The sequence below is a fragment of the Pseudomonas sp. S49 genome, from assembly GCF_009866785.1.
In the GTDB taxonomy this organism is placed as follows: Bacteria; Pseudomonadota; Gammaproteobacteria; order Pseudomonadales; family Pseudomonadaceae; genus Aquipseudomonas.
Window position 1 is genome coordinate 1,423,842 of sequence record NZ_CP019432.1, and the last position, 25,956, is coordinate 1,449,797.

The following is a 25,956-nucleotide window of genomic DNA, read 5'->3' on the forward strand; positions in this document are numbered from 1 at the left end:
GGGATGACGGTATTTGATGCCAATGGTGTACAAACGTTGGGTATGGAAGATTTTACGATTGAAAAGCTGGCGCAGATGAACTTGCCCGCCGCGCGCAAGATGGGAAATGGCATCAGGTCTGATTATATTGTGATGGACGTTCCAGGGTATAACCCAGCTACTTGTTTTGTTGTGATTACACCGCGGGTTTATGCTGGGTATAGTCAACCAGGTTATCCGGATATGTGGGGATATGTACCTACCTATAAGGACTTGGGTGGGACACAGATCGGTATTTTTACATACGTGAACAGGCGGCGACCTACCGGCTATCACAATAACTACGTTGACGAATGGACCGAGCATACAGTCGAGTGCGTGGTCGAAGTCGTGAGGGTATTGTAATGGCGGATTACGGACTTTCAGTGACGAATACGTATGGGGCTGTTGTTATCTCCAGCACCTATAAAGTGATGGTGTTTTCCGAGCGTGGCAGTTTCAGAATACAGTCCAGGTATACCGATCGCGAAGGCAGCGGCGCTGTTGCGTTCGTGAAACCGATCCTGACACAGGAGGCTCCACAAGTTTTTTTCAGACATGTAAATGGGTTTCATACATCTCTGGGTGTTTATATCACCATGTTGGGAGGACCTGGGAACTGGACGGGTTTTCTGGTGACATCAGCAGTGCGTAATGGGAGTAATTTACAGAACTATTTGATGGAGTATGTCATCTGTAAGTTTTCCGATCAGCCCAGTCCGCAACGGTATGGCATGAATATCTTTGATGCCCAAGGCCGCATCGTATTTTCTTCCGAAGACAGAGTTGTTCGCTATCACAAGTTTGCCAAGTCATGGTCTCTGGTAGTAGGTGATTATGTAGATACATACAAAAGCAACCTTGTCATCGAAGCGGATGATTTCGTGTGTGTTTCGAGTATTGATCGTGGTGTCACGTGGTTTGCTGATGGTTTTGGTTTTGTAGGTATGAGCTTGCTGGATAACAATGTTCCTGTACTGAATATTACCGCACAAAGGGCGGGCGGCGGATACTGGTATTACCAAGGCACAAATGGAACTTGCTTCGGAATCCCGGTGTGCAAGTTTCCATCGTCTAGATATTACAACTAGCCAACTGAGGAGATCGGTATGCCATGGAGCAAGACCGGAACAGTAAGCGTCACAAATAATTCCAATTCAGTTATCGGCGTCGGGACATCCTTTATCGTTAATGGACGTGTAGGGGATGCGTTCAGAGGCCCTGATGGCAGTTGGTATGAAGTCACCAACATTGCCAGCGATACGGCCATGTCGATTTCGCCGAACTATCAGGGCGTGACTGACGGAGCAGGCGGGTATGCATTGGCGCCGCTGCAAGGCTACGTAAAAGAGTCAGCTGATACGTTGCGGGCTTTGGTCAACACCTACGGTACCAAGCTTGCGGCATTGGGGGCCACCGCTAACTTCGACGTGCTGCCTGTCTCGAAAGGCGGGACTGGCGGCGTGTCACCGGCCGCAGCTCGCGCTGCTCTGGAGCTGGGCAGTGCCGCTTCAGCCACCCTTCAAACCCATTACAGCGACGCCACGGCAGGCCGCGTGATGCAGGTCGGAGCATTTGGGATCGGCGGTGACGCCCCGGTCTACAACGGCAACATCGACGACACCGCAACTGTTCCGGCGGGGCGCTGTTTTGTCATTAACACCGCCACGGGCGTGAAACCGACGGGATCGTCCTACGGTTTGATGGACACCATCAAATACGTCGGTCAGCCGGTTCATCAGGCCTGGCACGAGGTCAACGGCATTGCCGGCGGTGGCACTCTACGGACCTGGGAGCGAGATCAGTACGGTACGGGCGTTTTCGGCCCATGGCGCATGGTTTACCGACAGAACAACATAATCGGCGTCGTTTCGGGTGCCGGTGCACCTACCGGAGCCATTATCGAGCGGGGGGCCAATGCCAATGGTGAGTACACCAAATTCGCCGATGGCACACTTGTCTGTTGGAAGGTGATTGCCACCAACTCGACGGGTACCTATGCCGTGGGTGCATTGTTCGGCAGTGATGCTTATGCCCCGGGTGCCTATCCATCAGCCTTTGCATCGATTCCCACTGTGACGTCGGCAGCGATTGGCAAGGTCTACGCCGACTGTGTAATGGCCAGTGCCTGGTTTCCCCCGTCTATTGCCAACTGGGGCGCCTGGCGCGCCATCGCTACAACGAACGCAGCCTCGGCTGCGCAAATCAATTTGATCGCAATAGGCAGGTGGTATTGATGAACATTGTTCTGTCTCCGCAACGCAGAGAGGATGCTCTGAAGCTGCACAAGTCGGGTGCCCTGATCACGGTGAACGGCGAAACGTTCGATTTTTCGCGGTTGTCCGACGGCGACACGCTACCGCGAGCCGCAATCGACTCTGAATGGTTCGTGGGTGACGTTTTCCACGAGAACGGCCATTTGACCCTTCACCTGTTGCTGCCGATTCCGGCCGATTACAGTCAGGCGCAAGCGTTTCCTGCCGACCTGATCGATATTCCTGACGGTGACGTGGCATTGCCACAGCCTTTGCCGCAAGCGGAGGTTGAAGTATGAACATCGACTGGTCGCAATTGATCACCAAAGCCATGAAAGAGGCAGCGGCTGCCGCAGCACGATTGACCGAAGCTCAAGCACTGCTCAAGAGCAAAAACGAGGTGGCTGCAGCGCAGGTCGCTCGCATTCAGGATCGGATCGACACCCTCGGTTACGGCATCGATCTGGGGGAGGCGACGTCTGAGGATGAGGCGGAACAGCAAGCACTGCTTGCCAACCTGAAACAGTGGAAAGCCTACAAGTTCAGCTTGGGCAAAGTGAGCACACAAGCTGCCTGGCCCGTGGCGCCAGAGTGGCCTGTCCAGCCCGATGTTCCGGTAATTGTGGTTGATCCGGTGCTGCCGCCGGGCTGACTGGCTTTCTGACAGCTACCTGATCGAGATCGTCTTGAACACCCATACCGCCGAGTGCGGTTTTTTTTCGCTTAAAAAAAGGACTGCACCATGCCATGGCTTAGAACAGGTTCGGTCAACGTCAGCAACAACTCGCCTGCAGTCATCGGTGTCGACGTTGATTTCGTCACCAACGTCCGGGTGGGCGATGCCTTCGTCGGACCTGATGGACGACAATATGAAGTCAGCAATATCGCCAGTCCGGTCTTGTTGTCGATCACCCCGGCTTACCAAGGCGCAACGGCAAACGACGCGTCCTATTCGATCATGCCGGTGCAGGGGTATCCCAAAGCACTGGCTGATGCATTCAACAACCTTAACGTTCAGTACGGCCCGAAGCTGGCAGCACTAGGTGATGCGAGTGGTTTCGATGTCCTGCCGCTGCGAAATGGCGGCACCGGAGGAACGGATCTTGTTTCTGCTCGCCAGGGCCTTGGCCTGGGTGCAGTCGCAACCGACACCATTGTGCCCATCGTACGTGGTGGCACCGGTGCGACGGATGCCGCGTCGGCGCGCCAGGCGCTTGGACTCGGTGCTGTGGCAACGGACGCTGTTGTACCGGTGGCACGAGGTGGCACGGGTGGCAACTCCCCGGCAACCGCTCGGTCGGGTCTCGGACTGGGCAGTGCCGCCGTTGCCGCGTTGGTCGGAGCGGTCAGCCAGGACAAAGGCGTTCCAACCGGAGCCGTCATTGAGCGCGGCGCCAATGCCAACGGTGAATACGTCAAGTTTGCCGACGGCACGTTGATTTGCACCCTCTGCAACACGGGCGGCGTAGTGTTTAACAACCCGTCCAACATGGGCTTCAACTGGTCTTATCCGATGCCCTTCGTGACGCTGGGATTTGTCATTGGGAATCTGGTTGGAGTATTGGGTGTGACAAGGGCGGTGACCAGCGTCAGCGCCTACAGCAGAGGGCTCGGTTTTGCCAGCATCTGCGCTTTCAGCCTTGGTCAGTTCGTACAAGGTGACGAGCTAATAGTCTCGTTTGACTGCTTCGCCATCGGCCGGTGGTTCTAAGCAAAACCCAGACTGAAAACTGCGGGCTGGGGTTCCTCGTTAAATCGGGTTGAGTACAGGCGCTGACCTGCGACCGCCCCCACTCGGTACTTCCTCATGAAAATGACCCCTCTGGTCACGCAATTGCGTGCTCAGTGCCCGACGCTGGGCAATCGGATCGCAGTAGGCATTGATGTTACGGCATTGCAAGCCGATGCCTCGCTGCAAACCCCGTGCGCCAGCATCACACCCCTGGCCGATCTGGCCAGCAACAGCACCACCCAAAACCTCACCACCCAACCGATCCGCGACCGCTTCGAAATCGTCCTGGCGCTTGACGCCACCGACGCTACAAAAGCGCTGGATCTGTTGCACGACCTGCGCGCCGAACTGTGGCGTGCGCTGGTGGGGTTCAAGCCCGATTCCGACTACAGCGCCATCGTCTACGACGGCGGCGAACTGGTCTCGATCAACAGCAGCCGCGCCTTTTACCGGCTGCGCTTTTTTGCCGAGTTCCAGCTCGGTCGCAATCTGCCGAGTCAGCCTGCGGAGAGTTGGCACGAACGCGAACTGGACGGTTTGTCGTCCTTTACCGGGGCCACCGTGCGGGTCGATGCGATCGATCCGGCCGACCCCAACCTGAAACGCCCGGGCCCCGATGGGCGCGTGGAAATGACTTTCTCTGCAGAGGTAACCCCATGAGCAATCGCATCACCGTACTGCCGGCCGCTGGCCGCGTCGTACCTGACCCGGAGGCCGGCGATCTGCTGCCGCTGGAAGGCCGTGAAGTGCTGGACAGCGCCTGGTGGCGCCGACGTCTGGCCGACGGCGATATCACCCTCAAAACCGCACCAGCCAAACAAAAGGGAGCCAAATAATGGCGATCGGATTCAGCAACATCCCCGCGGACATTCGTGTACCGCTGTTCTATGCCGAAATGGACAACTCGGCCGCCAATAGCGCGAGCTCGACCCTGCGTCGTTTGATCGTCGCTCAGGTCAACGACAACATCGCCCCGACCGAAGTCGGCAAACTGGTGCTGGTCTCCAGCGTTGCGCTGGCCAAGAGCATCGGCGGCCAAGGCTCGATGCTCGCCTCGATGTACGAGACCTTCCGCAAGGCTGACCCGATCGGTGAGATCTGGTGCCTGCCGCTGCACAATACCGAAGGCGCGATCGCCAAAGGCGTGCTGACCCTGACCGGCACCGCGACCCAGGCTGGCGTGTTGAATCTGTATGTCGGCGGCGTGCGTGTGCAAGCCACCGTGGTCAACGGTGCCACCGCTGCCCAAGCGGCCACCGCACTGGCGCAGAAAATCAACGCCACCGCCGACCTGCCGGTCAGCGCTGCCGCTGCCGAAGGTGTGGTCACCCTGAACGCCAAATGGACTGGCGACAGCGGCAACGACATCAGCCTGCAATTCAATCGCCTGGGCAAGAGCAACGGCGAAGAAACCCCGGCCGGCCTGACCACTGCGATCACCGCCATGACCGGTGGCGTCGGCGTGCCGGATCAAGTGGCGGCGATTGCCGCACTGGGCGACGAGCCGTTCGAGTTCATCGCACTGCCATGGTCGGATCTGTCGACGCTCAATACCTGGCAAGCGGTCATGGATGACAGCACCGGTCGCTGGTCGTGGGCCAAGCAACTGTTTGGTCACGTCTACAGTGCCAAGCGCGGCACTGTCGGCACTCTGGTTGCTGCCGGCCAGGCACGCAACGACCAGCACATGACCATTCAGGCGCTGGAGCCGGGCGTTCCGCAACCGTTCTGGGTGCAAGCCGCCGCACTGGCTGCACGCACGGCGGTGTTCATCTCTGCCGACGCCAGCCGTCCGACTCAGAGCGGCAGCCTGCCGGGTGTCGATCCGGCACCGGCCAGCGAACGCTTCACGCTGACCGAGCGTCAGTCGCTGCTCAACTACGGCATCGCCACCGCGTACTACGAAGGCGGCTACGTGCGTATCCAGCGCTCGATCACCACCTACCAGAAAAACGCTTACGGTCAGGCCGACAACTCCTACCTGGACAGCGAAACCATGCACCAGTCGGCGTTCATCGTGCGCCGTCTGCAAAGCGTGATCACCAGCAAGTACGGCCGCCACAAACTGGCCTCCGACGGCACCCGTTTCGGCGCCGGCCAGCCAATCGTGACGCCTGCGACCATTCGCGGTGAGCTGATCGCCCAGTACGCCAAGCTCGAACTGGAAGGCCACGTCGAGAACGCCGAGCTGTTCGCCGAGCACCTGATCGTCGAGCGCGACGTGCAGGACCCGAGCCGTGTGAACGTGCTGTTCCCACCGGATTACATCAACGGTCTGCGCGTGTTCGCACTGCTCAACCAGTTCCGTCTGCAGTACGACGACGCGGCTTGATAGCCGCGTTTGACGGTAAGTTTTCAGCCCACCTCGCGTGGGCTTTTTTATTCAAGGGAGTAACACCATGGGTCAACTGATTGCAGGCACCTGCTACGTCAAAGTCGACGGCGCACAACTGACCATCAATGGCGGCTGCGAAGCCCCGCTGATGGCGGTCAAACGCGAAACCGTCGTACCCGGTTTCTACAAGGAAACCGATATCGCGCCGTCGTTCAAAGTGACCGCGCTGCACACCGCCGACTTCCCGCTGAAGAAGCTGATCGAAGGCACCGACATCACCGTCACCTGCGAATTCAGCAACGGCAAAGTCTACGTACTGGCCGGCGCTTATCTGGTTGAAGAGCCAGTTTCCAAGGGCGATGACGCCACCATCGAACTGAAATTCGAAGGCATCAAGGGGACCTGGCAATGAGCGGCGCCGTGAAGCTTCAGGTTGCGATCGAAGCTCACGGCGAGCCCCTGACCGAACTCGTCCTGCGCCGTCCGACGGTGCAGGAAGTGCGAGCGATCAAGGCGCTGCCGTACAAGATCGACAAGAGCGAAGAAGTCAGCCTCGACATGGACGTGGCGGCCAAATACATCGCCGTGTGCGCCGGCATTCCGCCGTCGTCGGTCAACCAGCTGGATCTGGCTGACCTCAATGCGCTGAGCTGGGCCGTTGCGAGTTTTTTCATGAGTGCGGCGTCGGCGCCATCACCGACCTGATCGCCGTCGCCTATGACCTGGCCTGGTTCTGGAAGGTTGACCCCGAACAGATGATGGCCAGGCCACTGGATGTGCTCCGCGAATCGCTGGAGCACGCGCAACGGATCAATGCGATGCAGCAGGTGCAATGATGGCGAATACGAATTTGAGCCTGATTCCGCAGACCTTTCCTGTCACGGTCAACATGCTCGTGGTGCTCAAGGGCGCCGAGAAGATGGAAGCCGAAATGAAAGGGCTGCGCGGCAAGGTCGCAGCATTCAAGAAAAGCATGGAAGACAGCGGCCTCGAGCCGCTGGACGTCGCCGGGTTCATCTCCGAAGGTGGCTTGCTCAAGCCGTTTCAGGACGGCATCAAGAAAGCCATCGAGGCGCAGGATGCGCTGGCGAAAAAGGTCGCGGCGAACAAAGGCCTGAAACTGCCGAAAGTGGTGCAGGGGGAAACCTCGGCCAACCTGGCAAAGTTCAACGAAGCGCTGGACAAGATCTCGTTGAACATTGGCAATGCGTTGTTGCCAGCGGTGAACGGTATCGTTACCGCAATCACGCCGGTGATCACCTCGATTGGCCAGTTTGTGGCGAACAATCCTTCTCTTGTCGAAGGGCTGGCGGCGGCAGCCGTCGCGTTCACGGTAGTCACCGTGGGTGCGATGGGGCTGGTCGGTGTATTGGGCATTCTGACGTCACCGATCGGTTTGATTGCCGCCGCGATTGCGGCCGCGGTGGCGATTATCGTGATCGGCGCGCGCTTGATCAGCAACAACTGGGGGGCGATCTCGGGCTTCTTCAGCCGGACCTGGCAATCGATCAGCGATGCGACCCGTCGCGGCATCGACGACGTGCGCAAAGGCTGGGATGAGATGGTCGCGGATGGCAGGCAACAGTTCGAGTCGATGCGTGCCACAGCTTCGCAGAAGTGGCAGGAGATGCGCGCTGACGCTATCGCTGGTGCCAGCCGTCTGGCGGCGGGAGCGTCCGAACGTCTGCACGCATTCGGCGCGTCCATCGAGCAGACCTGGGATTCTGCTCGCAGCTCCGTCGGCGCTTACTGGGACAGTGCAGCTGCCAGCACTGCGGCTGGATTGCAAAGCCTCAAGGCCCGGTTGTACACCTCGCCACTGGAGAAGATGAGCGCACTCTGGGACTCGGCCGATGAGTCCGTCACCGGTTACTGGAATCGTAGCTATGCAGCGACGCAGTCCGGTTGGGAATCGGTCAAGTCGACGTTTGACGGCACGCTGACAGCAAAAATGTCAGGCGCATGGGATGCCGCACAAAGCGCGGTCTTCACGGCCATCGACGATATGAGCAACAGGGTTGCAACCGGTTGGTCGAACATCACATCGCTGTTCGACGGCACGCTGGCAACCAACATGTCGACGGTCTGGGGTTCTGCGCAAAGCACGGTTTTCGATGCGGTTGGCAGCATGCACAGCATTGCGGCGAGTGGTTGGGAGCAACTCAAATCGACGTTCGCCTGGTCTCCGACCGCGATGGTCGAAAGCGCCTGGCAACCCTTGGCACCGGTTTTTTCAGCGCTGTGGGACGTTCTTCGCGCGGGTGCCCAGCCATTGAAGAGCGAGTTTCAGAACTTGTTCGGCAACGCTCCCGTGGAAGCGGTCATGGCGAAATGGAATGGCGTCACGGAATATTTTTCCGGTTTGTGGGCAACGCTGAACACCGACGCACAATCGGTGAAAGCAACCTTGGGTGATCTGTTCAGTCAGTCGCCGCTGGAATCCATCCAGGAGAAGTGGCAGCCCGTTCTCGTCTGGTTCGGTGATATGTCGACAAGACTCCAAGGTATTTTCGCACAGGTCAAAGAACTGCTCGGCGGCAATGTCTCCGGGTTCTTCGCCACGATCACCGGCACCAGCGCTGCGGTGCCTGCCGGGGCGCCAGGAATGAGCAGCACACTGCCGCAAACCTCTGGCGCGCTGATTCAACAAAGTGCAATCAACAACCGCACGCAGCTCGAAGGCGGCCTGACCGTACGCTTCGAAAATGCGCCGGCCGGGTTGCGCACCGATCAACCACAAAGCAATCAACCGGGCCTGGCGCTGTCTTCGCGCATCGGCTATCGCTCGTTGTCGATGGGAGGTTCCAATGAACTGGCGTGACCGTTTGTTGCCGGCATCCTTTCGCGGTGTCGGGTTTTGGATCGATCAGGCGAAAACCCCGGTCGGTCGCAAAGGCCAGTTGCACGAGTATCCGCAACGTGACCTGCCGTATTTCGAGGACCTCGGCCAGCAGGCAAGGATTCACGATGTCACGGCCTTCATCATCGGCGCCGATTGCCTGGAACAGCGCGACAAGCTGCTCAAGGCATTGGAGGCGGGCAGTGGTGAACTGGTGCATCCGTGGCTCGGGCGCCTGCAAGTCAAGGTCGGCGAATGCGACATGACCCACACCCGCCAGGACGGCGGGTTGGTGACTTTTACCCTGAAGTTCTATCCAGACCAACCGCTGCCGTTTCCGACCGCTACCGTCAGCACACAGAAAGTGTTGCTGGCCAAGGCCGACACGCTGTTGGGGTCTGCGGTGGCGCGTTTCGAACAGGCGATGACCTTGATCAAGGCTGCGCGGATCGGCATCGCCAATCTGCGCAACAGTCTGACCGGAGTCTATGAGGTGATCAAAGAGCAGCTCAAACCGCTGATCGAGCAGTACCGGCAGATCACAGAACTGGTCAAGGCAGTGAAGGAGTTGCCCAAGGAGGTGGCGGCTGAGTTCAAAGGTTTGCTCGGCGATATCAAAGAGCTCAAGGAATTCGCGAAGGAGGGCTACCGTGGGGTGATTGCCGACGTGTCCCAACAACTCGAAGCGATTCGCAAGGCGGATGCGCCGAAGATCACCACCGGCAAGGACACCAACGCCGCGGCACAAGCCATGGCCGATCTGGTCCAGGACACGCTGATCGTGAAAGCGGCGCAGTGGATCGCATCCATGCCGGTGGCCACCAAACCGGTGAAATTGCCGTCGACACCTTCCGTCGATCAGCAGGCGAACCAGCCGATCAATCGTCCGGACGTGCCCGCCATCGATGATGTGCAGGCGATTCAGAAGACGCTGATCGAGACCCTGAATCTGGTGAAGACCAAGGCCGGCCCTGCGCACCACCAACTGATCAGTGATCTGCAGGATGCGGCGGTCGCGCACCTCAAGTCGGTCGCATCGTCCGGTGTGCGCCTGGTGACTAAAACCATCCAGGAAAGCGCTCCGGCGGTGGTAGTGGCCTACAAGTATCTGGGCGATGCCACACGGGTCACTGAAATCACTCAGCGCAACGGGATGAACCATCCAGGTTTCTCGCCCAACGATGTGAAAGTCTCCGGGGAGTGAACCATGAGCGAAATGGACAATCGCGTCACGCTGACGGTCAACAACATGGAATACGGCGGCTGGAAAAGCGTGGAAATCACCGCTGATCTGGAGCGCCAGTTTCGCACCTTCAAACTCGACATCACCTGGCAATGGCCGGGGCAGACTGTCGCCAAACCGATCAAGCCCGGTGACCCGTGCGAAGTGCGAATCGGCAAGGATCTGCTGCTCACCGGTTACGTGTTCAAAGCCCCGATCAGGTATGACGGGCGGCAGATCAGCCTGACTATCGAGGGCAGTTCCAAGACTCAGGATCTGGTCGATTGCGCCGCCAGAAACCAGCCGAACCAGTGGCAGGAGCAACCCCTGTTGAGCATCGTTCAGGCGCTGGCGATGGAGTACGGGCTGATGGTGGTCAATGAAATCCCCGAGACTGCAAGGCTGACCAAGCACACGATCGTGCCGGGTGAAACGGTGTTCCAGTCGATCGACCGGTTGCTCTCGTTGCTGCGGGTGTTTTCCACCGATGACGAACAGGGCCGGCTGGTGCTGGCCAAACCCGGCAGCGGTGGTCGGGCCAGCGATGCGCTGGAACTGGGCAAGAATATTTTGTCCGCCAGCGCGTCGATGGATTACAGCCAGGTGTTCTCCGAATACCGGGTGATCGGCCAGCAAAAAGGTTCGGATACCAAAAGCGGCGCGGCGGCCAGCGAAGTCGAATCCACAGCGGCGGACCTGACCTTCAAGCGTCGGCGCACCACGGTGATCAACGAGGGCACGCAACTGACCTTTGAGTTGGCGCAGCAGCGAGCCCAATGGGAAAGCGCGACCCGCATGGGCCGAGCGCAGACCACCACTTATCAGGTGCAGGGCTGGCGTCAGTCCAACGGCGATTTGTGGCGCCACAACACGCTGGTGCGGGTCAAGGATCCGGTGCTGGAGTTTGACGGCGACATGCTGATTTCCAAAGTCACTTATTCGCTGTCGGCACAAGGCTCGGTGACCACACTGCAAGTGGCGCCGCCGCATACCTTCGATCCTGATCCAACACCCCCGAAAAAAACCTGAGCCTGACTCCGGACCCTGTGGGAGCGAGCCTGCTCGCGAAAGCGCTGGCAGCTTCAACATCACATTGCCTGACCCAGCGCATTCGCGAGCAGGCTCGCTCCCACAGTGGATCGCGTGATGCCTACCTCTTGAGGACAATTCATGAGCCTACTGACACGCCTGCTGGCGCGCGGCACTGTCGTGCTCGCCAATTCGGCATCCAAGCTGCAATCGCTGCAAATGCGCCTCACCGCCGGTGAAGTGAACGATGATCTCGAACACTTCGAACCCTACGGTTTTACCAGCCATCCGTTGGCCGGCGCCGAAGGTGTCGTCACCTTCATCGGCGGCGACCGTTCCCACGCCATCGCTCTGGTCATCGCCGACCGCCGCTATCGCCTGCAATCGCTGGCGTCGGGCGAAGTGGCGATCTACACCGACGAGGGCGACAGGATTCACTTCAAGCGCGGGCGGATCATCGATATCGAAACCGCCACGCTGAACATCCGCGCCAGCAGCGCGGTGAACTTCGATACGCCAGTGATCAACCAGACCGGCAAGATCGTGTCCACCGGTGATCAGTTGGCCGGCGGCATCAGCCAGATCAAACACGTGCACGTCGGTGTGCAGGCCGGCAGCGGCCAGACCGGCGCGCCGGCAGGAGGCAAGTGATGCTGAGCCCGAACCTCCACGCTGCACTGACCCGCTCTGTACTGATCAGCCTGTTCACCTGGCGCCGCGCCGCCGATGACGACGCCCTCGACGACGACGAACGTTTCGGCTGGTGGGGCGACACCTTTCCCACCGTCGCCGACGATCGCATCGGTTCGCGGCTGTGGCTGTTGCGCCGGGTCAAGCTGACTCGACAAACGCAGATGGACGCCGAGTTCTACGCCCGCGAAGCCTTGCAGTGGCTGATCGACGACGGCCACTGCAGCGCCATCGACATCATCAGCGAACGCCTCGACGCCCAGCGCCTGAACCTGCGCACGGTCCTGACTCTGGCCGACGGCGAACGTCTGGACATCAACCCCGATAACAGTTGGCAGGTGATCTATGCCGTTTGAAACCCCTTCGCTGCCGGTGCTGATCAAGCGCACCCAAAGCGACCTGGCCGGCGATTCGCTGCGCCAGTCCGATGCGCAAGTGCTGGCCCGTACCCTCGGTGGTGCGGCTTATGGTCTGTACGGTTATCTCGACTGGATTGCCGAGCAGATTCTGCCGGACAAGGCCGATGAGTCGACCTTGGAACGCATTGCCGCTCTGCGTCTGAACCAACCGCGCAAACCCGCGCAAGTGGCCACCGGCAGCGTCAGTTTTACCGCCACTGCCGGCGCGGTGCTCGACGCCGATACGCTGCTGCAAACCAATGACGGCCGCACCTACAAAGTCACCGCCGCGCGCACCACCGTCAATGGCAGCAACACCACCACGATCGCCGCGCTGGATGCCGGCAGTCTGGGCAATGCCGACGCCGGGCTGGCGCTGACACCGGTGCAGCCGATTGCCGGTGTGATCGGCAACAGTTTTGTGGTGCTGGCGCCGGGACTCAGCGGCGGTGTGGCGCGGGAAAGTCTGGAGTCGCTGCGTTCGCGGGTGATCCGTTCCTACCGCGTGATTCCCCATGGTGGCTCGGCCAGTGACTACGAAACCTGGGCGCTGGAAGTGCCCGGCGTGACGCGCGCCTGGTGCCGTGGTGGCTTCCTCGGCCCAGGCACCGTCGGCGTGTACATCATGCGTGACGACGATCCGCAACCGGTGCCGAACGACGAGCAACTGGCCGAGGTGCAGGCCTATATCGAACCGTTGCGTCCGGTGACGGCTGAAGTGCATGTGCGTCCGCCGATTCAGGTGCCCGTGACCTATCGCCTGAAGTTGACCCCCGACACCAGCGCCGTACGCGCGGCGGTCGAAACCCAATTGCGCGACTTGCACAACCGTGAGGCTGACCTCGGCGAGGATCTGCTGATCAGCCATATTCGCGAAGCGATCAGCAGCGCAGCGGGTGAAACCGACCACGTACTGACGGCCCCCGTCGCCAACGTTTCGGCCAACGACAGCGAACTGCTGACCTTCGGAGGTTGCGTATGGGGGGCATAAGAACCGCCGCGCAATATCAGGCGCAACTGCGCGCCTTGCTACCCAGTGGCCCGGCATGGGATCCGGAGCGCGTGCCGGAGCTGGAAGAAGTGCTGCAAGGCGTCGCCGTCGAACTGGCACGCCTCGATGCGCGTGCTGCCGACCTGCTCAACGAAATGGACCCGGCCGGCGTCAGCGAACTGGTGCCGGATTGGGAGCGGGTGATGAACCTGCCCGACCCGTGCCTGGGCGCGACGCCGCTGTTCGACGACCGCCGCCTCGCCGTACGCCGGCGCTTGCTCGCGGTCGGCAGCCAGGCCGTCGGCTACTACCTCGACATCGCCAAAAGCCAGGGCTACCCCAACGCGACCATCACCGAACTCGAAGCCCCGCGCATGGGCCGTTCGCGTTTCGGCTCGGCGCACTGGGGCACGTGGGAGGCGCAGTTTATGTGGACGCTTAACACCGGCGGGCGCCTGTTGCTCGGTCGACGTTACGGCGCGAGCTATTGGGGTGAACGGTTCGGCGTCAACCCGGGTTCGGCGCTGGAATGCCTGATTCATCGCAGTGCGCCGGCGCACACCAAGGTGCATATCAATTATGACTAGGGAGGAATGACGGGATGGATTATCCGAAAAGTGTGCCCAGTTCAGGGCTGGTGAATGGCAAGTTTGTTGATGAAAACCCATTGATGGGCACGCCGGGATCGCTGATTCCGGCGCGGTGGGGCAACAGCGTCACCGATGAAATCATCAACGCGATCACTGCTGCCGGGCTCGTCCCCGACGAGGGCGACAGTACGCAACTCAGAGCGGCGATTTCGGCAATTGTCGAAAAGAACAAAAGTGATTCTCTGGCAACCAAGGATGAAGCAGAGGCGGGCACAAGCAGCAGTCGCCTGATGACCCCGCAGCGGGTGTTTCAAGCGATCGAAAAGAAAGTGGTGCAAGCCACGGAAGCTGTTTTTGGCTGGGCGCGGATCGCGACTCAAGCCCAGGTCAACGCAGGGACTGATGACACCACCATCGTCACACCGAAAAAGCTCTGGTTTGGTGTTTCCTACAGCATTGGCGCGAACGGCTATATCGCTTTTCCGAGCTGGCTGGGCGGCTTCATGATCCAGTGGGTCGTGATCACCATCGCTACAGATAAAACCTATGTTGCAAAACCCTGGCCGGTGGCTTTCAAGACCCAGTGCGCCGCTACCTGGGCAAGTTACTCGCACAGCGGCAACGCACCCTTTTTCGATATCGTCACTCCACCTTTGGTGACCTACTTTGATCCCAGCCAGGTTCAAGTCTTGAGCAATTCCGGTGGCTCCGGTTTTGTCACTGTCCTGGGGGTGGGGAACTGACATGAAACGTTTCTATAGCCGCACCACCGGCAACACCTATTTGTCGGGTTATCACACCAGCCTTCCAGACGATGCCGTTGAAATCGACGAGGCGCGTTATGAGTCGGTCATCGCAAACCCAGTAGCGGGTACCGAGCGATCTCATGACGATCACGGTCTGCCGATCCTGGTCGAGTTGACAGCTCTTTCTGATGAGCAAACTTCGGCCGAAGCCAAGGCGTGGCGCGATCAGGAATTCAACCGGGTTGCCTGGTTGCGCGATCGCCACCGTGACGAAGTGGAGCTGATGAAGGCCACCACGCTGTCCGACGCTGAATACCTGACGCTGCTGACTTACCTGCAGGCGCTGCGCAAGTGGCCCCAGGCGAAGAAATTTCCCGCCAAACGCTCTCGACCGAAAAAGCCTGCCTGGATGACTGCCGAGTGACTGGATGCTGCGTTGTCGGCATCGCCCATCAATGTTCCAGGTATAGGAAAACCAATTATGGATTATCCAAAAAGCGTCCCCAGCGTCGGTCTGGTCGATGGCCGCTTCGTCGATGAAAACCCGGTGGCGGGTACGCCGGGGTCGTTGATTCCGGCGGTGTGGGGCAACAGTGTGACTCAGGAAATTCTGAGTGTGATTACAGCGGGTGGGTTGGTGGCCTCAGAGGCGGACACCACTCAGTTGTTCAAGGCGATTCAGTCGATTGTCGGCAGCACGAGTCCGATGCGTTCGGTCATCACCCGATTGGCCGCGTCGAAAACCCTGACTGATGCCGAACTCGGCCTCGTCCTGATCGATGGCAGCACCGGCCCGGTGACCTTGCTGCTACCACCGGCCAACGTCGCACTCGGTGTGCGTGATGTGATTGTTCGGCGGGTGGACAACAGCGGCAACCGCATGGTCATCCAGGCATCGGGCACGGATCGCATCCGCTTTCATACGCATCTGGCGGCCAGCGGTTATCCATTTTTCGTGTTGATGGGCGGCGGAGACTGGTGGCATTTGCGCAGTGATGGGGCCGGGAGTTGGTGGCCGGTCGGACGCTTCGACAATACCCCGCTTGGCCGGCCGTTTTTCGAGACAACCATCATGCTCAGCCCCGGCGGATACGGTGCGCTTAATGGCACCGTCATGAAACGCGCGGAATGGCCGTGGCTGTGGGATCACGCTCAGCAATCAGGCATGTTGGGCGCTGAAGCCTTTCGGGCGAGCACTGAGGGCAAATGGACCACCGGTGACGGTGCAACGACGTTTCGCGGTCCTGATGGGCGAGGGGAATTCCTTCGGGTTCTGGATGAAGGTCGTGGTGTGGATACCGGACGCGGGATGGGTACTTTTCAGACTGGATCGACGCACTCGTATGCGATGGGGGCGAATGGTGGCGGCGCCGTCGGGTCGCGCTGGACGGACAGCCTGACGGCAGTGGGGGCGGATACTCGAGAGGAGCCTCAATACGTTTCGGGGTTGAGCAATGGCGGTCCGATTTATCCAGTGGGTACCAATTATCAAATGGACCCGTCAGCGACTCTGCTCTACGCCTTCAAATCCCGCCCGCGCAACATGGCCTATCCCGGTCGCATCAAACTCATCTGAGGCGCTTTATGTTCAATTATCTATTTGATGGTTCGGGCGCTCTGTCCGGGCCTGTCGAGTTCATTGCCACGCCAGGCATCGGCGTTCAGTTGCCCGGTAATGCCGTTGAGCTGGCCTACGAGTTGCCCGAGCCGGAAGCCGGTCGCAGCTGGGCGCTGATCAACGGTGTACCCCGTGAAGTGATTGACCGCCGCGGTGTGGTTTATCGCAAGGACGGCGGTGCCCAACAGATCTGGACCGAGCTGGGAGAGTTGCCAAACACCCTGACCGCACAGCCGTGGCCAGGGGAGTTCCATGTCTGGCGCGACAACGCCTGGGTACAGGATGAGCAGGCTCGCTTGGTGAGCGTAAGACAGCAATGCCTCGATCAGCGCGACGTACTGCTACGCGATGCCGTACTGCGCATCGCACCCCTGCAATACGCCGAAGACATTGGCGATGCCAGCCATGACGAACAACTGCTGCTGATCGAGTGGAAGCTCTACAGCGTCGAGCTGAACCGCATCGAAAAACAGGCCGGTTTCCCCGATGAAATTACCTGGCCGGTCGCACCCGGCGCAACCGTAGCCAACTGATTTCAGCACAGGAAGCAGTGCAATGGATTATCCAAAAACTATCCCCGGCGTGGGACTGGTCAACGGCGGCTTCGTCGATGAAAACCCGCTCGCCGGAACACCGGGATCGTTGATTCCGGCGGCGTGGGGCAACAGTGTCACGCAGGAAATTCTCAACGCGATCAAGGCCGCCGGATTGACACCGGATGAAGCCAGAACCGATCAGCTGGCCAGCGCAATCGGTGCACTGGTCGACTTCAGCAAACTGAAAAATACCCCAACCACGTTGGCCGGTTATGGCATCACCGATGCGGTGGGGCGGTTGCTGGCAGTCAGGCAGTTCGAATCCGTCGGTATCACGCTTTACAAACCCCATCCCCGAGCGAAACGCATACGTGTGCGCTTGGTCGGCGCGGGTGGTTCCGGTGGTGGCTGTGAACCTGTCCCCGCCAATAATCACCGTATTGGTGGTGGCGGTGGTTCCGGCGCCTATGCGGAGAGTCTCTACGACGTGACCGCGCAAATGCTGGCTGGCGTGCCTGTGTCTTTGGGGGCGGGCGGCGCTGCAGTCAATACGACCGGGATGACCGGGGGCGGTGCTTCCTTCGGCACCTATATGAGCGCCGCTGGCGGTGCAGGCGGGCAAATCCTTTCATTCCCGGTGACAGCAACGACGGTCGGTTTCGTCATGGGCGGTGCTGGCGGTCAAATCGTCACGGGTGGTGGTCTTGCCAACGCTCGTGGCAGCCCTGGTGAGTTCGCGATGTACAACTTCAATTGGGGTGTCGTTTCCGGCGCCGGGGCTGCCAGCCCGTTTGACGGTGGTGGCACACGTGTAGGCGTCAATGGAAATGGCATCTCCGGCGGGCGAGGCTCCGGTGGCAGCGGATCCTGTTCGGTCAATGCGTCCGCTTCAGTCGTCAGCGGCGCCGGCGGCCACGCCTTCTGTGAAATCTGGGAGTACGAGTAATGGCCGTTTATGCACGGATCGAGAATGGCGTGGTCGTCGAGCGGATCGACACCGGTGACTACGCAATCAGCCAACTGTTTGCGCCGTCTTTTGTGGCGTCGATGGTGCGAGTTCCGGATGGTCAGGCGGTCGAAATCGGCGCGCCGATCAGTGAGTTGCCGACAGCTGCCGACCCACTGCCCGCGCAGCAAAGTCCGGTGATCCTCCTGGCGCCGGTTGCTGCAGATCAAACGCCTGCGGCAGCGGAACGTAGCTGGCGTCAGGCATCCCTTTCAGCGACCGAATGGCTGGTCACTCGCCATCGCGATGAGCAGGAACTGGGGCGTGGAACCTTGCTCAAGGCTGCGCAATACCTGGAACTGCTCGAGTACCGACAAGCGCTGCGCGACTGGCCTGATTCCAGCCATTTTCCGGGAGTGGTTTCCCGGCCGTCAGTGCCGCTTTGGCTGGCCAGCGCGATTGGCTAAGGCCTGCGCGCCCACTGTATTTCAATCAAGGAGATGAACATTGGACTATCCCAAGAGTGTGCCCAGTGTCGGACTGGTCAACGGCCAGTTTGTCGATGAGGACCCAATTGCCGGAAAACCCGGTTCGCTGATCCCGGCGACATGGGGCAACAGCGTCACGCAAGAAATTCTCAACGTTGTTCAAGCTGCCGGTCTGACGCCGAACGAGTCGTCAAACAATCAGTTGCTGGGGGCGCTGCGCAGCCCGGCATTGTTCATGACAGCGCCTCAGTTTGATGGCGGGCGCTCGGCAGCAACGTCCGAGTTTGTGCAGCGGGCGCTGGGCAGCTACGCAAGTGCTCGCGGTATATTCGCCGCCACCCAATTGACCCAGGCCGACGTTGGCTGTTCGATCGGTCTCGGTGGCAACGCCACGTATACCGTGACGCTTCCGGATGCCGCTGCGGTGCCGAGTGGTGCCACGATCAGCCTGCACTGCCGTAACAGCGCTCCCGTCACCGTGGCCAGTAAAACCGGCACACAGATCAGCCCGCAAGGTGCTTATCTGGCGTCGATCGTTTTGAACAATGGTGAGAGTGCGAACTTTGTCAGAGAGTCTGGAGTGTGGGTGGTGTATGGCACCGCTGCGCTCAAGTACTCCGTCAATTACGCCGCACAGTTCGCCACAGCGGGATATCAAAAGTTTCCCAGCGGTTTGATCCTGCAGTGGGTAACGGGGGGCTCCGATGCGAATGGCAACATGACGGTGTCGCTGCCGATCAGGTTTCCCAATGCTGTCGTCGGCGGTGTTGCCAATGAAGGCTACCCGTCAGGTTGGGGGGCCTCCAACGTCACCGTTTGGGCATTTGACGGCGCGAACTCCACGACAACGACAGTGGTGGCTCGGGTCCGAAGTGTCCAGGCTTCAAGTGTCAAGGTTGATTCGGGCATTTCGGGTCGCATTCTGGTTTGGGGGTACTGACCATGACTATTTATTTCTATGCGCAAAGCCTCGGTTTTGACCGGGTCGAAAGCGCACTTCCCGAACTGCCTGAAGGGGCGGTGGAAATCACCCAGGCGCAATACTCCGAACTGTTTGCCGGCCAGGCGAGCGGCAAAATCATCAGCGCCAGTGCCAGTGGTCAGCCCGTTTTGACCGACCCCGTCGTTTCTCCTGAAACGCTTGCCAGCCACGAGCGCGCATGGCGCAACCGCGTTCTGCAAAACACCCAGTGGCTGGTGTTTCGTGATGCCGAAGAACTGGAAGTGGGCGAGGGTACGACTTTGCGCTCCGAGGAATTCAAACAACTATTGGCGTATCGGCAGGCACTGCGTGATTGGCCGAATGACCCGGACTTCCCGAATTTGCTTTCCCGACCCGTTGAGCCTGACTGGCTGGAAGGCTTGCTTCGGACAGACAGTTGAGGAACTAACGTGGACTATCCAAAAAGCGTTCCCAGCGTCGGGCTGGTGAATGGCAAATTCGTCAATGAAGACGTCGTTTCGGGATTGCCCGGATCGTTGATCCCGGCGACCTGGGGTAACGTTGTCACCGATGAATTGTTGAACGTCGTCAGATCTGCGGGTCTTGAACCCAATGAAACCGATGCGACGCAGCTGTTGCAGGCGCTGAAAAAAATCAGTCAGGCCGGTGAAGACAAGCATGCAATCGATATCGGCGCCGCCAATCTGTACATGGCCAACTACGTGCCGGCCATCAGTACGTTGAAGGACGGTCTGGCGCTGCGCTTTACTGCTGGTAATGCCAACACTGGAGCGAGCACATTCGCGCCGAATGGCTTGCTGCCCAAGCCGTTATTGAGCCTTGGGCTGAGTGCATTGCGGCCAGAGGAGATTGTCGCCAGCAGCCTGTGTTCGGTGATGTACAGCGCTGCACTGGACAGTTGGGTGCTGGTGTATGCCAGCGGCGGTAATGCTGTAAGCGGCCGGTTGTTGGGAGTGAAGACGTTTACCGCATCCGGCACCTATGAGCCGACAACCGGGATGAAGCATGTTCTGGTCAAGGTGGTGGCCGGCGGTGGCGGAAGTGCGGGAGTCGGTGCGACCACAACCTCCCAGTATGCAACCGTGGGTGGCGGCGCATCCGGAAGTTATGCTGAAGCATGGCTGTCTTCCGACACGATTGGTTCTCGTCAGGTCGTCACGGTGGGGGCTGGCGGAAGCGCGGGACTGGCAGCGGCGAATGCCGGAGGTGGTGGTACCAGTTCTTTCGGTTCGCTGGTTTCTGCTGCCGGTGGTGGAGGGTCGCCGTGGATTGGATTTGTCGCGAATCAGGGCATGGGGCTTTATACCGGAGGCTATCCCGGTCAGACGGCCAGTGGAGGCAACATCGTCAATAGCGCGGGAAATGCAGGCACCCCCGGAATATCTGTCAACGGCTCGACCCTTGCTGGGCACGGTGGCAGCTCGCCGTTGGGCGGAGGCGGTTTTGGCAACAGCGCAGCAGGCTCTCTGGCCGCACCAGGTTCCGGTTTCGGTTCCGGTGCGGGAGGAATCGCCAACGCCCCCAATCAACCTGGCAGACCAGGTGGCACAGGTGCTTCAGGCGCCGTGATCATCTTCGAGTACGCCTGATGAAAACCTACGCACGCATCACCCACAACACCGTGGTCGAACTGTTCTCGACCAACGGAAACATGGCCGAAATGTTTCATCCGGATCTGCTCTGGGTCGACATCACTGAAATCACTCCGGCACCGCAAATCGACTGGACTGCCAATTTCGGCACACTCGGTTGGATGTTCACATCCCCCGAAGAACTTGCGCCGGAGAACTCACTGAAAAATCTGGCAAGAAAATGGTTCACAGGTGTTGGTCGTCAATCGTGATTCAATCGGGGGCAATATCCAGGGAGGATCAAGCATTATGCAAATAACTGAAAACAACCTTATCGACATCATGCCCAACGCCCGCTCCCAAGCGGGCGTTTTTGTTTCTGCACTCAACAGTGCCATGGCTCGGCGGCGTATCGACACGCCTAAACGTATCGCGGCGTTCCTTGCGCAAGTCGGCCATGAGTCGGGGCAATTGCGTTATGTGCGCGAACTGGGCAACAACCAATACCTGAGCAAGTACGACACGGGTACGTTGGCCTTGCGTCTGGGCAACACGCCGGAGGCTGACGGCGACGGGCAAAAATTCCGAGGACGCGGGTTGATCCAGATTACTGGCCGTTCGAATTATCGCCAGTGCAGCCTCGGTCTGTTCGGCGATGAGCGTCTGCTGTCCCTGCCCGAACTGCTCGAACAGCCACAATGGGCCGCCGAGTCCGCGGCATGGTTCTGGGAGCAGAACGGCTTGAACGAGCTGGCCGATCGCGATCAGTTCAACACCATCACCCGACGCATCAACGGCGGGTTGAACGGGTTGCAGGACCGCCTGGAAATCTGGGCGCGGGCGAGGGCGGTGCTATGCCAATCCCTTGGCGAATGATCGGCATCCTGATGCTGGCCGCTGGTGCTTTTGCCGCGGCCTGGCAGTTTCAGGACTGGCGCTACGGGCGGCAATTGGCGGAGCAGGCACGGCTAAACGCCGAAGTCCTCAATCAACAGAATGTTGCTGCTACCTCAGCGCAACAGGCTGAGCAGGATAAACGTCTGGCGCTGGAGCAACGACTCGCCGCCAGTGAACAAACCCATTATCGAGCGCTGAGCGATGCCCAACGTGATCAGGATCGCCTGCGCGATCGTCTTGCCACTGCTGATGTGCGCCTGTCAGTCCTTCTCGACGCCAGCGACGTTGCCCCAGGCTGCAACATGCCAGCCACCGCCGGCCCCGGCGGCGTGGATCATGCAGCCGTACGCGCCCGACTTGACCCGGCGCATGCTCAACGAATTATCGCCATCACCGACACCGGCGACCGTGGATTGATTGCGCTGCAGGCATGCCAGGCCTATGTCAGAGCGCTCGCGCCTGCACATTTTGAATGAGTCTGTGTATTGAAAGCGCAACCGGCTCGTGTACGGTGGAGGCATTCCACACGATCCGGAGCACGCCGTGAAAGAGATCACTCAACTGGCCGCCGAACTGGGCCGACGTCTGCAACTGCTCAATGCCCACGTCACCACCGCTGAGTCGTGTACCGGTGGCGGGATTGCCGAAGCCATCACACGGATTCCCGGCAGTTCGGCGTGGTTCGAGGCGGGCTATGTGACGTATTCCAACCGGCAGAAAACCCAGCAACTGAATGTGCCGGCCGAGCTGTTCGAAACGGTGGGCGCGGTCAGTCGCGAGGTGGTCGAGGCGATGGTGCGTGGTGCCCAGGACAAAAGCCTGGCGCGATTTGCCGTGGCGGTCAGCGGTGTGGCCGGGCCGGACGGTGGTTCACCGAACAAACCGGTCGGCACTGTATGGCTGGCGTGGGGTGTTGGCGAAACGGTCACCAGTGAAGTTCAGCACTTTCCCGGTAACCGCGATGATGTCCGCCGACAAACGGTGAAGGCCGCGCTAGAGGGGCTCCTGCGACTAGCGGCACGAGAAATCGAAAATCAGGGGTAGGCGATCCGCGAACGCTGTGGAATAATACTGGCTACTTATACAGGTGTTGGCCGTCAGGCCTTATTGATTACGTGAGGACTTTAATGGACGACAACAAGAAGAAAGCCTTGGCTGCGGCCCTGGGTCAGATCGAACGTCAATTCGGCAAGGGTGCCGTGATGCGTATGGGCGATCAAGACCGTCAGGCGATCCCGGCTATCTCGACTGGCTCTCTGGGTCTGGACATCGCGCTCGGCATTGGCGGCCTGCCAAAAGGCCGTATCGTTGAAATCTACGGTCCTGAATCCTCTGGTAAAACCACACTGACCTTGTCCGTGATCGCCCAGGCTCAAAAAGCCGGCGCGACCTGCGCATTCGTCGACGCCGAACACGCCCTCGACCCTGAGTACGCCGGCAAGCTGGGCGTCAACGTTGACGACCTGCTGGTTTCCCAGCCGGACACCGGCGAACAGGCGCTGGAAATCACCGACATGCTGGTGCGCTCCAACGCCGTTGACGTGATCATCGTCGACTCCGTGGCGGCACTGGTACCGAAGGCTGAAATCGAAGGCGAAATGGGTGACATGCACGTGGGCCTGCAAGCCCGTCTGATGTCCCAGGCGCTGCGTAAAATCACCGGTAACATCAAGAACGCCAACTGCCTGGTAATCTTCATCAACCAGATCCGTATGAAGATCGGCGTGATGTTCGGCAGCCCGGAAACCACCACAGGTGGTAACGCGCTGAAGTTCTACGCCTCGGTTCGTCTCGACATCCGCCGTACCGGCGCGGTGAAGGAAGGCGACGAAGTAGTCGGCAGCGAAACCCGCGTCAAGGTTGTGAAGAACAAGGTCGCTTCGCCGTTCCGTCAGGCCGAGTTCCAGATTCTTTACGGCAAAGGCATCTACCTCAACGGCGAGATGATCGACCTGGGCGTGCTGCACGGTTTCGTCGAGAAGTCCGGCGCCTGGTACGCTTACGAAGGCACCAAGATCGGTCAGGGCAAGGCCAACTCGGCCAAGTTCCTGGCGGACAACCCGGAAATCGCCGCGAAGCTCGAGAAACAACTGCGTGACAAGCTGCTGACGCCGGCAGTGATCGACTCCAAGTCCTCTGCAGTCAAAGAGACTGAGGACGACCTGGCCGACGCTGATATCTGATTGCAGCGATGACCACCGCCGTACTCGATACCCTCGTCGCTGTGCGGCGAACCGCCATGGACCTGCTCGCACGCCGCGAGCATGGTCGAGTCGAGCTGACGCGCAAACTGCGTCAGCGCGGCGCCGAGGCGGAGATGATCGAAACAGCCCTCGACCGTTTAACGGAAGAGGGGCTGCTTTCCGAAGCCCGTTACCTTGAAAGCTTTGTTTCCTACCGTGCCCGTTCCGGCTACGGCCCTCTGCGGATTCGCGAAGAGCTGAGCCAGCGCGGTTTGCAACGCGCCGATATTGAACTCGCCCTGCGCGAAAGCGGTATCAGTTGGCAGGAACAACTTCAGGAAACGTGGCGCCGGAAGTTCTCCGGGCATTTACCGATTGATGCGAAGGAACGGGCCAAACAAGGCCGATTTCTGGCGTATCGGGGGTTTTCGATGGAGATGATCAACCGCTTGTTCAGCGGTCGAGGGATGGACGATTAAACTGCTTCAATAAAAACGGCCCGCTATGAAAATAGCGGGCCGTTTTTTTTTGCTCTCAAATTACCTTTGAGGGTTCGCACGAACGTTGCGCTTTTTGCGGTTTTGAATCAGCCCAGTTTTCCGGCAGGTTGATGTAGTCGATCAACTCCCTCAGACGCCCATGAGTGCGGGCATTGAAGGCAAAGGCCAGCCGCGCCAGATGGCTGAACTGTGCTTCATCCTGTTCCTCACCGCTGTAGGCGTGTTGATGGAACTGGCCGCTCAGGCACAAATCCGCGAAGGCATCCTGCATATGCTCCAGTGCCTGATCGCTGAGCTTGTGATGCATGCGGATCACGAATTGCCGCTTGAGCCAACGGCTGGAGTGGAAGTTGCTGTAGAACTGGTTGATCTGATCCACCGCCTCTTCGACGGTGTAAACCAGTCGCATCAGTTTCATGTCGGTAGGCAGGATGTAGTGGTTGGCCTCCAATTGCTGGCGGATGAAGTCCATCGCGCCTTGCCAGAATGTGCCGCCCGGCGCATCCAGCAGCACCACCGGCACCAATGGACTTTTGCCGGTCTGGATCAAAGTCAGCACTTCCAATGCTTCATCTAACGTGCCGAAACCGCCGGGGCACAACACCAGTGCGTCAGCCTCTTTGACGAAGAACAGCTTGCGCGTGAAGAAAAAATGGAAAGGCAGCAGATTACCGGTGCCATCGACAGTGGGGTTGGCATGTTGTTCGAAGGGCAGGGTGATGTTGAAGCCGAGGCTATGATCGCGGCCGGCACCTTCATGGGCGGCGGCCATGATGCCGCCCCCGGCGCCAGTGATGACCATCATCCCCGAGCGGGTCAACGCCGCGCCGAGTTCACGGGCCATGGCATATAGAGGATGTTCGACTGGTGTACGCGCCGAGCCGAACACCGTGACTTTACGTCGGCCCTTGAATTGTTCCAGCACCCGGAATGCCTGCTCCAGTTCGCGCAGGGCTTGCAGGGTGATCTTGGCGTTCCAGCGGTTGTGGTCTTCCTGAGCCATGCGCAGCACGGTCAGGATCATGTCGCGGTAGATCGGAATGTTCGGGCTGTTGGGGGAAACACGGTTGAGTTGTTCTTCGACCTTACTGATGAGGTCGGGGCCGCTTTCCTGAAAATGACGACTCAAGAGGTCATTCGGTTGGTAAGGCATTCAACGTCTCCTTCTGCACAGAGCGGTTGGCCCTGACGAGCGGCGTCAGTGCCGCGCTGCAAAAAACACACGATCGACAGTTCCTTTCCTGCCGTTGAAAAGTGATCGGGAATACTCTGAATCTAGACCCTTGCGCGCAATCGCGCTGACTTGATCATTGCGTTGCAAGGTTTTGGCTGGCAACCGTTTATTGATTTTCCGCCCGTTCCGTCACCGCTCGTCCGAACGTGCGCCGAGTGGCAATCCCTCTGATTA

Annotated in this window: 34 protein-coding genes; 33 read left to right on the forward strand and 1 reads right to left on the reverse strand. The window is 59.4% G+C overall.

Annotation, left to right across the window (positions count from 1 at the left end):
• Positions 1-3: 3 nt before the first annotated feature.
• The 33 genes from PspS49_RS06160 to recX all read left to right on the forward strand — a co-directional run bounded on the left by PspS49_RS06160 (position 4) and on the right by recX (position 24,527).
• A complete protein-coding gene (locus tag PspS49_RS06160) occupies positions 4-384 on the forward strand; it encodes a hypothetical protein (RefSeq protein ID WP_224794564.1) in 381 nt (126 codons plus the stop codon).
• Positions 384-1,109, forward strand: a complete 726-nt coding sequence (locus tag PspS49_RS06165; RefSeq protein WP_150749427.1) for a hypothetical protein — start codon at positions 384-386, stop codon at positions 1,107-1,109. Before PspS49_RS06160 ends, PspS49_RS06165 begins: the two co-directional genes overlap by 1 nt.
• An 18-nt stretch (positions 1,110-1,127) precedes the next feature.
• Complete coding sequence (locus tag PspS49_RS29785) at positions 1,128-2,255, forward strand: phage tail protein (protein WP_224790068.1); 1,128 nt, start codon at positions 1,128-1,130, stop codon at positions 2,253-2,255.
• Positions 2,255-2,572: a hypothetical protein gene (locus tag PspS49_RS06175; protein ID WP_160038526.1), complete on the forward strand. Its 318-nt coding sequence runs from the start codon at positions 2,255-2,257 to the stop codon at positions 2,570-2,572. Before PspS49_RS29785 ends, PspS49_RS06175 begins: the two co-directional genes overlap by 1 nt.
• Entirely contained in the window at positions 2,569-2,925 is a 357-nt protein-coding gene (locus tag PspS49_RS06180) for a phage tail protein (RefSeq protein ID WP_150749425.1), read from the forward strand. Before PspS49_RS06175 ends, PspS49_RS06180 begins: the two co-directional genes overlap by 4 nt.
• 90 nt (positions 2,926-3,015) lie before the next feature.
• Positions 3,016-3,984, forward strand: coding sequence for a hypothetical protein (locus tag PspS49_RS06185; protein ID WP_160038528.1), 969 nt, complete (start codon positions 3,016-3,018; stop codon positions 3,982-3,984).
• 96 nt (positions 3,985-4,080) lie between these two features.
• Positions 4,081-4,665: a hypothetical protein gene (locus PspS49_RS06190; RefSeq protein ID WP_150749424.1), complete on the forward strand. Its 585-nt coding sequence runs from the start codon at positions 4,081-4,083 to the stop codon at positions 4,663-4,665.
• Positions 4,662-4,841 carry a DUF2635 domain-containing protein gene (locus PspS49_RS06195; protein WP_034154909.1) on the forward strand — a complete coding sequence of 60 codons (180 nt, stop codon included), beginning with the start codon at positions 4,662-4,664 and terminating at the stop codon, positions 4,839-4,841. The genes PspS49_RS06190 and PspS49_RS06195 overlap by 4 nt, the downstream gene beginning before the upstream one ends.
• A complete protein-coding gene (locus tag PspS49_RS06200; protein WP_160038530.1) occupies positions 4,841-6,337 on the forward strand; it encodes a phage tail sheath subtilisin-like domain-containing protein in 1,497 nt (498 codons plus the stop codon). The genes PspS49_RS06195 and PspS49_RS06200 overlap by 1 nt, the downstream gene beginning before the upstream one ends.
• A gap of 67 nt (positions 6,338-6,404) precedes the next feature.
• The gene (locus PspS49_RS06205; protein WP_007908779.1) at positions 6,405-6,752 is read left to right on the forward strand and encodes a phage tail tube protein; all 348 of its coding nucleotides are present in this window, start codon (positions 6,405-6,407) and stop codon (positions 6,750-6,752) included.
• Positions 6,749-7,045, forward strand: a complete 297-nt coding sequence (locus PspS49_RS06210; RefSeq protein WP_007908778.1) for a phage tail assembly protein — start codon at positions 6,749-6,751, stop codon at positions 7,043-7,045. Before PspS49_RS06205 ends, PspS49_RS06210 begins: the two co-directional genes overlap by 4 nt.
• 130 nt (positions 7,046-7,175) lie before the next feature.
• Complete coding sequence (locus PspS49_RS06215; protein WP_160038532.1) at positions 7,176-9,161, forward strand: hypothetical protein; 1,986 nt, start codon at positions 7,176-7,178, stop codon at positions 9,159-9,161.
• A complete protein-coding gene (locus tag PspS49_RS06220) occupies positions 9,148-10,383 on the forward strand; it encodes a DNA circularization N-terminal domain-containing protein (RefSeq protein ID WP_150749421.1) in 1,236 nt (411 codons plus the stop codon). The genes PspS49_RS06215 and PspS49_RS06220 overlap by 14 nt, the downstream gene beginning before the upstream one ends.
• Positions 10,384-10,386: 3 nt before the next feature.
• A complete protein-coding gene (locus PspS49_RS06225; protein ID WP_127926052.1) occupies positions 10,387-11,430 on the forward strand; it encodes a phage baseplate assembly protein in 1,044 nt (347 codons plus the stop codon).
• A gap of 141 nt (positions 11,431-11,571) precedes the next feature.
• Entirely contained in the window at positions 11,572-12,081 is a 510-nt protein-coding gene (locus PspS49_RS06230; RefSeq protein WP_127926053.1) for a phage baseplate assembly protein V, read from the forward strand.
• On the forward strand, positions 12,078-12,476 hold the full coding sequence (locus PspS49_RS06235) for a phage GP46 family protein (protein WP_127926054.1): 399 nt from the start codon (positions 12,078-12,080) through the stop codon (positions 12,474-12,476). The genes PspS49_RS06230 and PspS49_RS06235 overlap by 4 nt, the downstream gene beginning before the upstream one ends.
• A complete protein-coding gene (locus PspS49_RS06240; RefSeq protein WP_127926055.1) occupies positions 12,466-13,509 on the forward strand; it encodes a baseplate J/gp47 family protein in 1,044 nt (347 codons plus the stop codon). The genes PspS49_RS06235 and PspS49_RS06240 overlap by 11 nt, the downstream gene beginning before the upstream one ends.
• Positions 13,497-14,096 (forward strand): putative phage tail protein, encoded by a 600-nt coding sequence (locus tag PspS49_RS06245; protein ID WP_095112473.1) that lies wholly within the window; start codon positions 13,497-13,499, stop codon positions 14,094-14,096. The genes PspS49_RS06240 and PspS49_RS06245 overlap by 13 nt, the downstream gene beginning before the upstream one ends.
• Before the next feature lie 14 nt (positions 14,097-14,110).
• Complete coding sequence (locus PspS49_RS06250) at positions 14,111-14,842, forward strand: hypothetical protein (protein ID WP_160038534.1); 732 nt, start codon at positions 14,111-14,113, stop codon at positions 14,840-14,842.
• 1 nt (position 14,843) lies between these two features.
• A complete protein-coding gene (locus tag PspS49_RS06255; protein WP_127926058.1) occupies positions 14,844-15,269 on the forward strand; it encodes a tail fiber assembly protein in 426 nt (141 codons plus the stop codon).
• 57 nt (positions 15,270-15,326) lie between these two features.
• A complete protein-coding gene (locus PspS49_RS06260; RefSeq protein ID WP_127926059.1) occupies positions 15,327-16,421 on the forward strand; it encodes a phage tail protein in 1,095 nt (364 codons plus the stop codon).
• Positions 16,422-16,429: 8 nt separating this feature from the next.
• Positions 16,430-16,996, forward strand: coding sequence for a tail fiber assembly protein (locus tag PspS49_RS06265; RefSeq protein WP_160038536.1), 567 nt, complete (start codon positions 16,430-16,432; stop codon positions 16,994-16,996).
• Between the two features lie 22 nt (positions 16,997-17,018).
• Positions 17,019-17,945, forward strand: a complete 927-nt coding sequence (locus PspS49_RS06270) for a hypothetical protein (protein ID WP_127926061.1) — start codon at positions 17,019-17,021, stop codon at positions 17,943-17,945.
• A complete protein-coding gene (locus tag PspS49_RS06275; protein WP_127926062.1) occupies positions 17,945-18,412 on the forward strand; it encodes a phage tail assembly chaperone in 468 nt (155 codons plus the stop codon). Before PspS49_RS06270 ends, PspS49_RS06275 begins: the two co-directional genes overlap by 1 nt.
• Before the next feature lie 40 nt (positions 18,413-18,452).
• Positions 18,453-19,373, forward strand: coding sequence for a phage tail protein (locus PspS49_RS06280; protein WP_127926063.1), 921 nt, complete (start codon positions 18,453-18,455; stop codon positions 19,371-19,373).
• A 2-nt stretch (positions 19,374-19,375) separates the two neighbouring features.
• Positions 19,376-19,816 carry a phage tail assembly chaperone gene (locus PspS49_RS06285; protein WP_160038538.1) on the forward strand — a complete coding sequence of 147 codons (441 nt, stop codon included), beginning with the start codon at positions 19,376-19,378 and terminating at the stop codon, positions 19,814-19,816.
• A 9-nt stretch (positions 19,817-19,825) separates the two neighbouring features.
• Positions 19,826-20,986, forward strand: coding sequence for a hypothetical protein (locus PspS49_RS06290; protein ID WP_160038540.1), 1,161 nt, complete (start codon positions 19,826-19,828; stop codon positions 20,984-20,986).
• Positions 20,986-21,240: a hypothetical protein gene (locus PspS49_RS06295; RefSeq protein WP_160038542.1), complete on the forward strand. Its 255-nt coding sequence runs from the start codon at positions 20,986-20,988 to the stop codon at positions 21,238-21,240. The genes PspS49_RS06290 and PspS49_RS06295 overlap by 1 nt, the downstream gene beginning before the upstream one ends.
• Before the next feature lie 37 nt (positions 21,241-21,277).
• The gene (locus tag PspS49_RS06300) at positions 21,278-21,844 is read left to right on the forward strand and encodes a glycoside hydrolase family 19 protein (RefSeq protein ID WP_160038544.1); all 567 of its coding nucleotides are present in this window, start codon (positions 21,278-21,280) and stop codon (positions 21,842-21,844) included.
• Positions 21,823-22,341, forward strand: a complete 519-nt coding sequence (locus PspS49_RS06305) for a lysis system i-spanin subunit Rz (protein ID WP_160038546.1) — start codon at positions 21,823-21,825, stop codon at positions 22,339-22,341. Before PspS49_RS06300 ends, PspS49_RS06305 begins: the two co-directional genes overlap by 22 nt.
• Before the next feature lie 67 nt (positions 22,342-22,408).
• Positions 22,409-22,909, forward strand: a complete 501-nt coding sequence (locus PspS49_RS06310) for a CinA family protein (RefSeq protein ID WP_127926069.1) — start codon at positions 22,409-22,411, stop codon at positions 22,907-22,909.
• An 83-nt stretch (positions 22,910-22,992) separates the two neighbouring features.
• Positions 22,993-24,048 (forward strand): recombinase RecA, encoded by a 1,056-nt coding sequence (gene recA, locus PspS49_RS06315; RefSeq protein ID WP_160038548.1) that lies wholly within the window; start codon positions 22,993-22,995, stop codon positions 24,046-24,048.
• A gap of 8 nt (positions 24,049-24,056) precedes the next feature.
• On the forward strand, positions 24,057-24,527 hold the full coding sequence (recX, locus tag PspS49_RS06320; protein ID WP_095112456.1) for a recombination regulator RecX: 471 nt from the start codon (positions 24,057-24,059) through the stop codon (positions 24,525-24,527).
• Between the two features lie 55 nt (positions 24,528-24,582).
• Here the strand turns inward: recX and PspS49_RS06325 are convergent, their stop codons facing one another.
• A complete protein-coding gene (locus PspS49_RS06325; RefSeq protein ID WP_150749413.1) occupies positions 24,583-25,701 on the reverse strand; it encodes a TIGR00730 family Rossman fold protein in 1,119 nt (372 codons plus the stop codon).
• Positions 25,702-25,956: the final 255 nt, after the last annotated feature.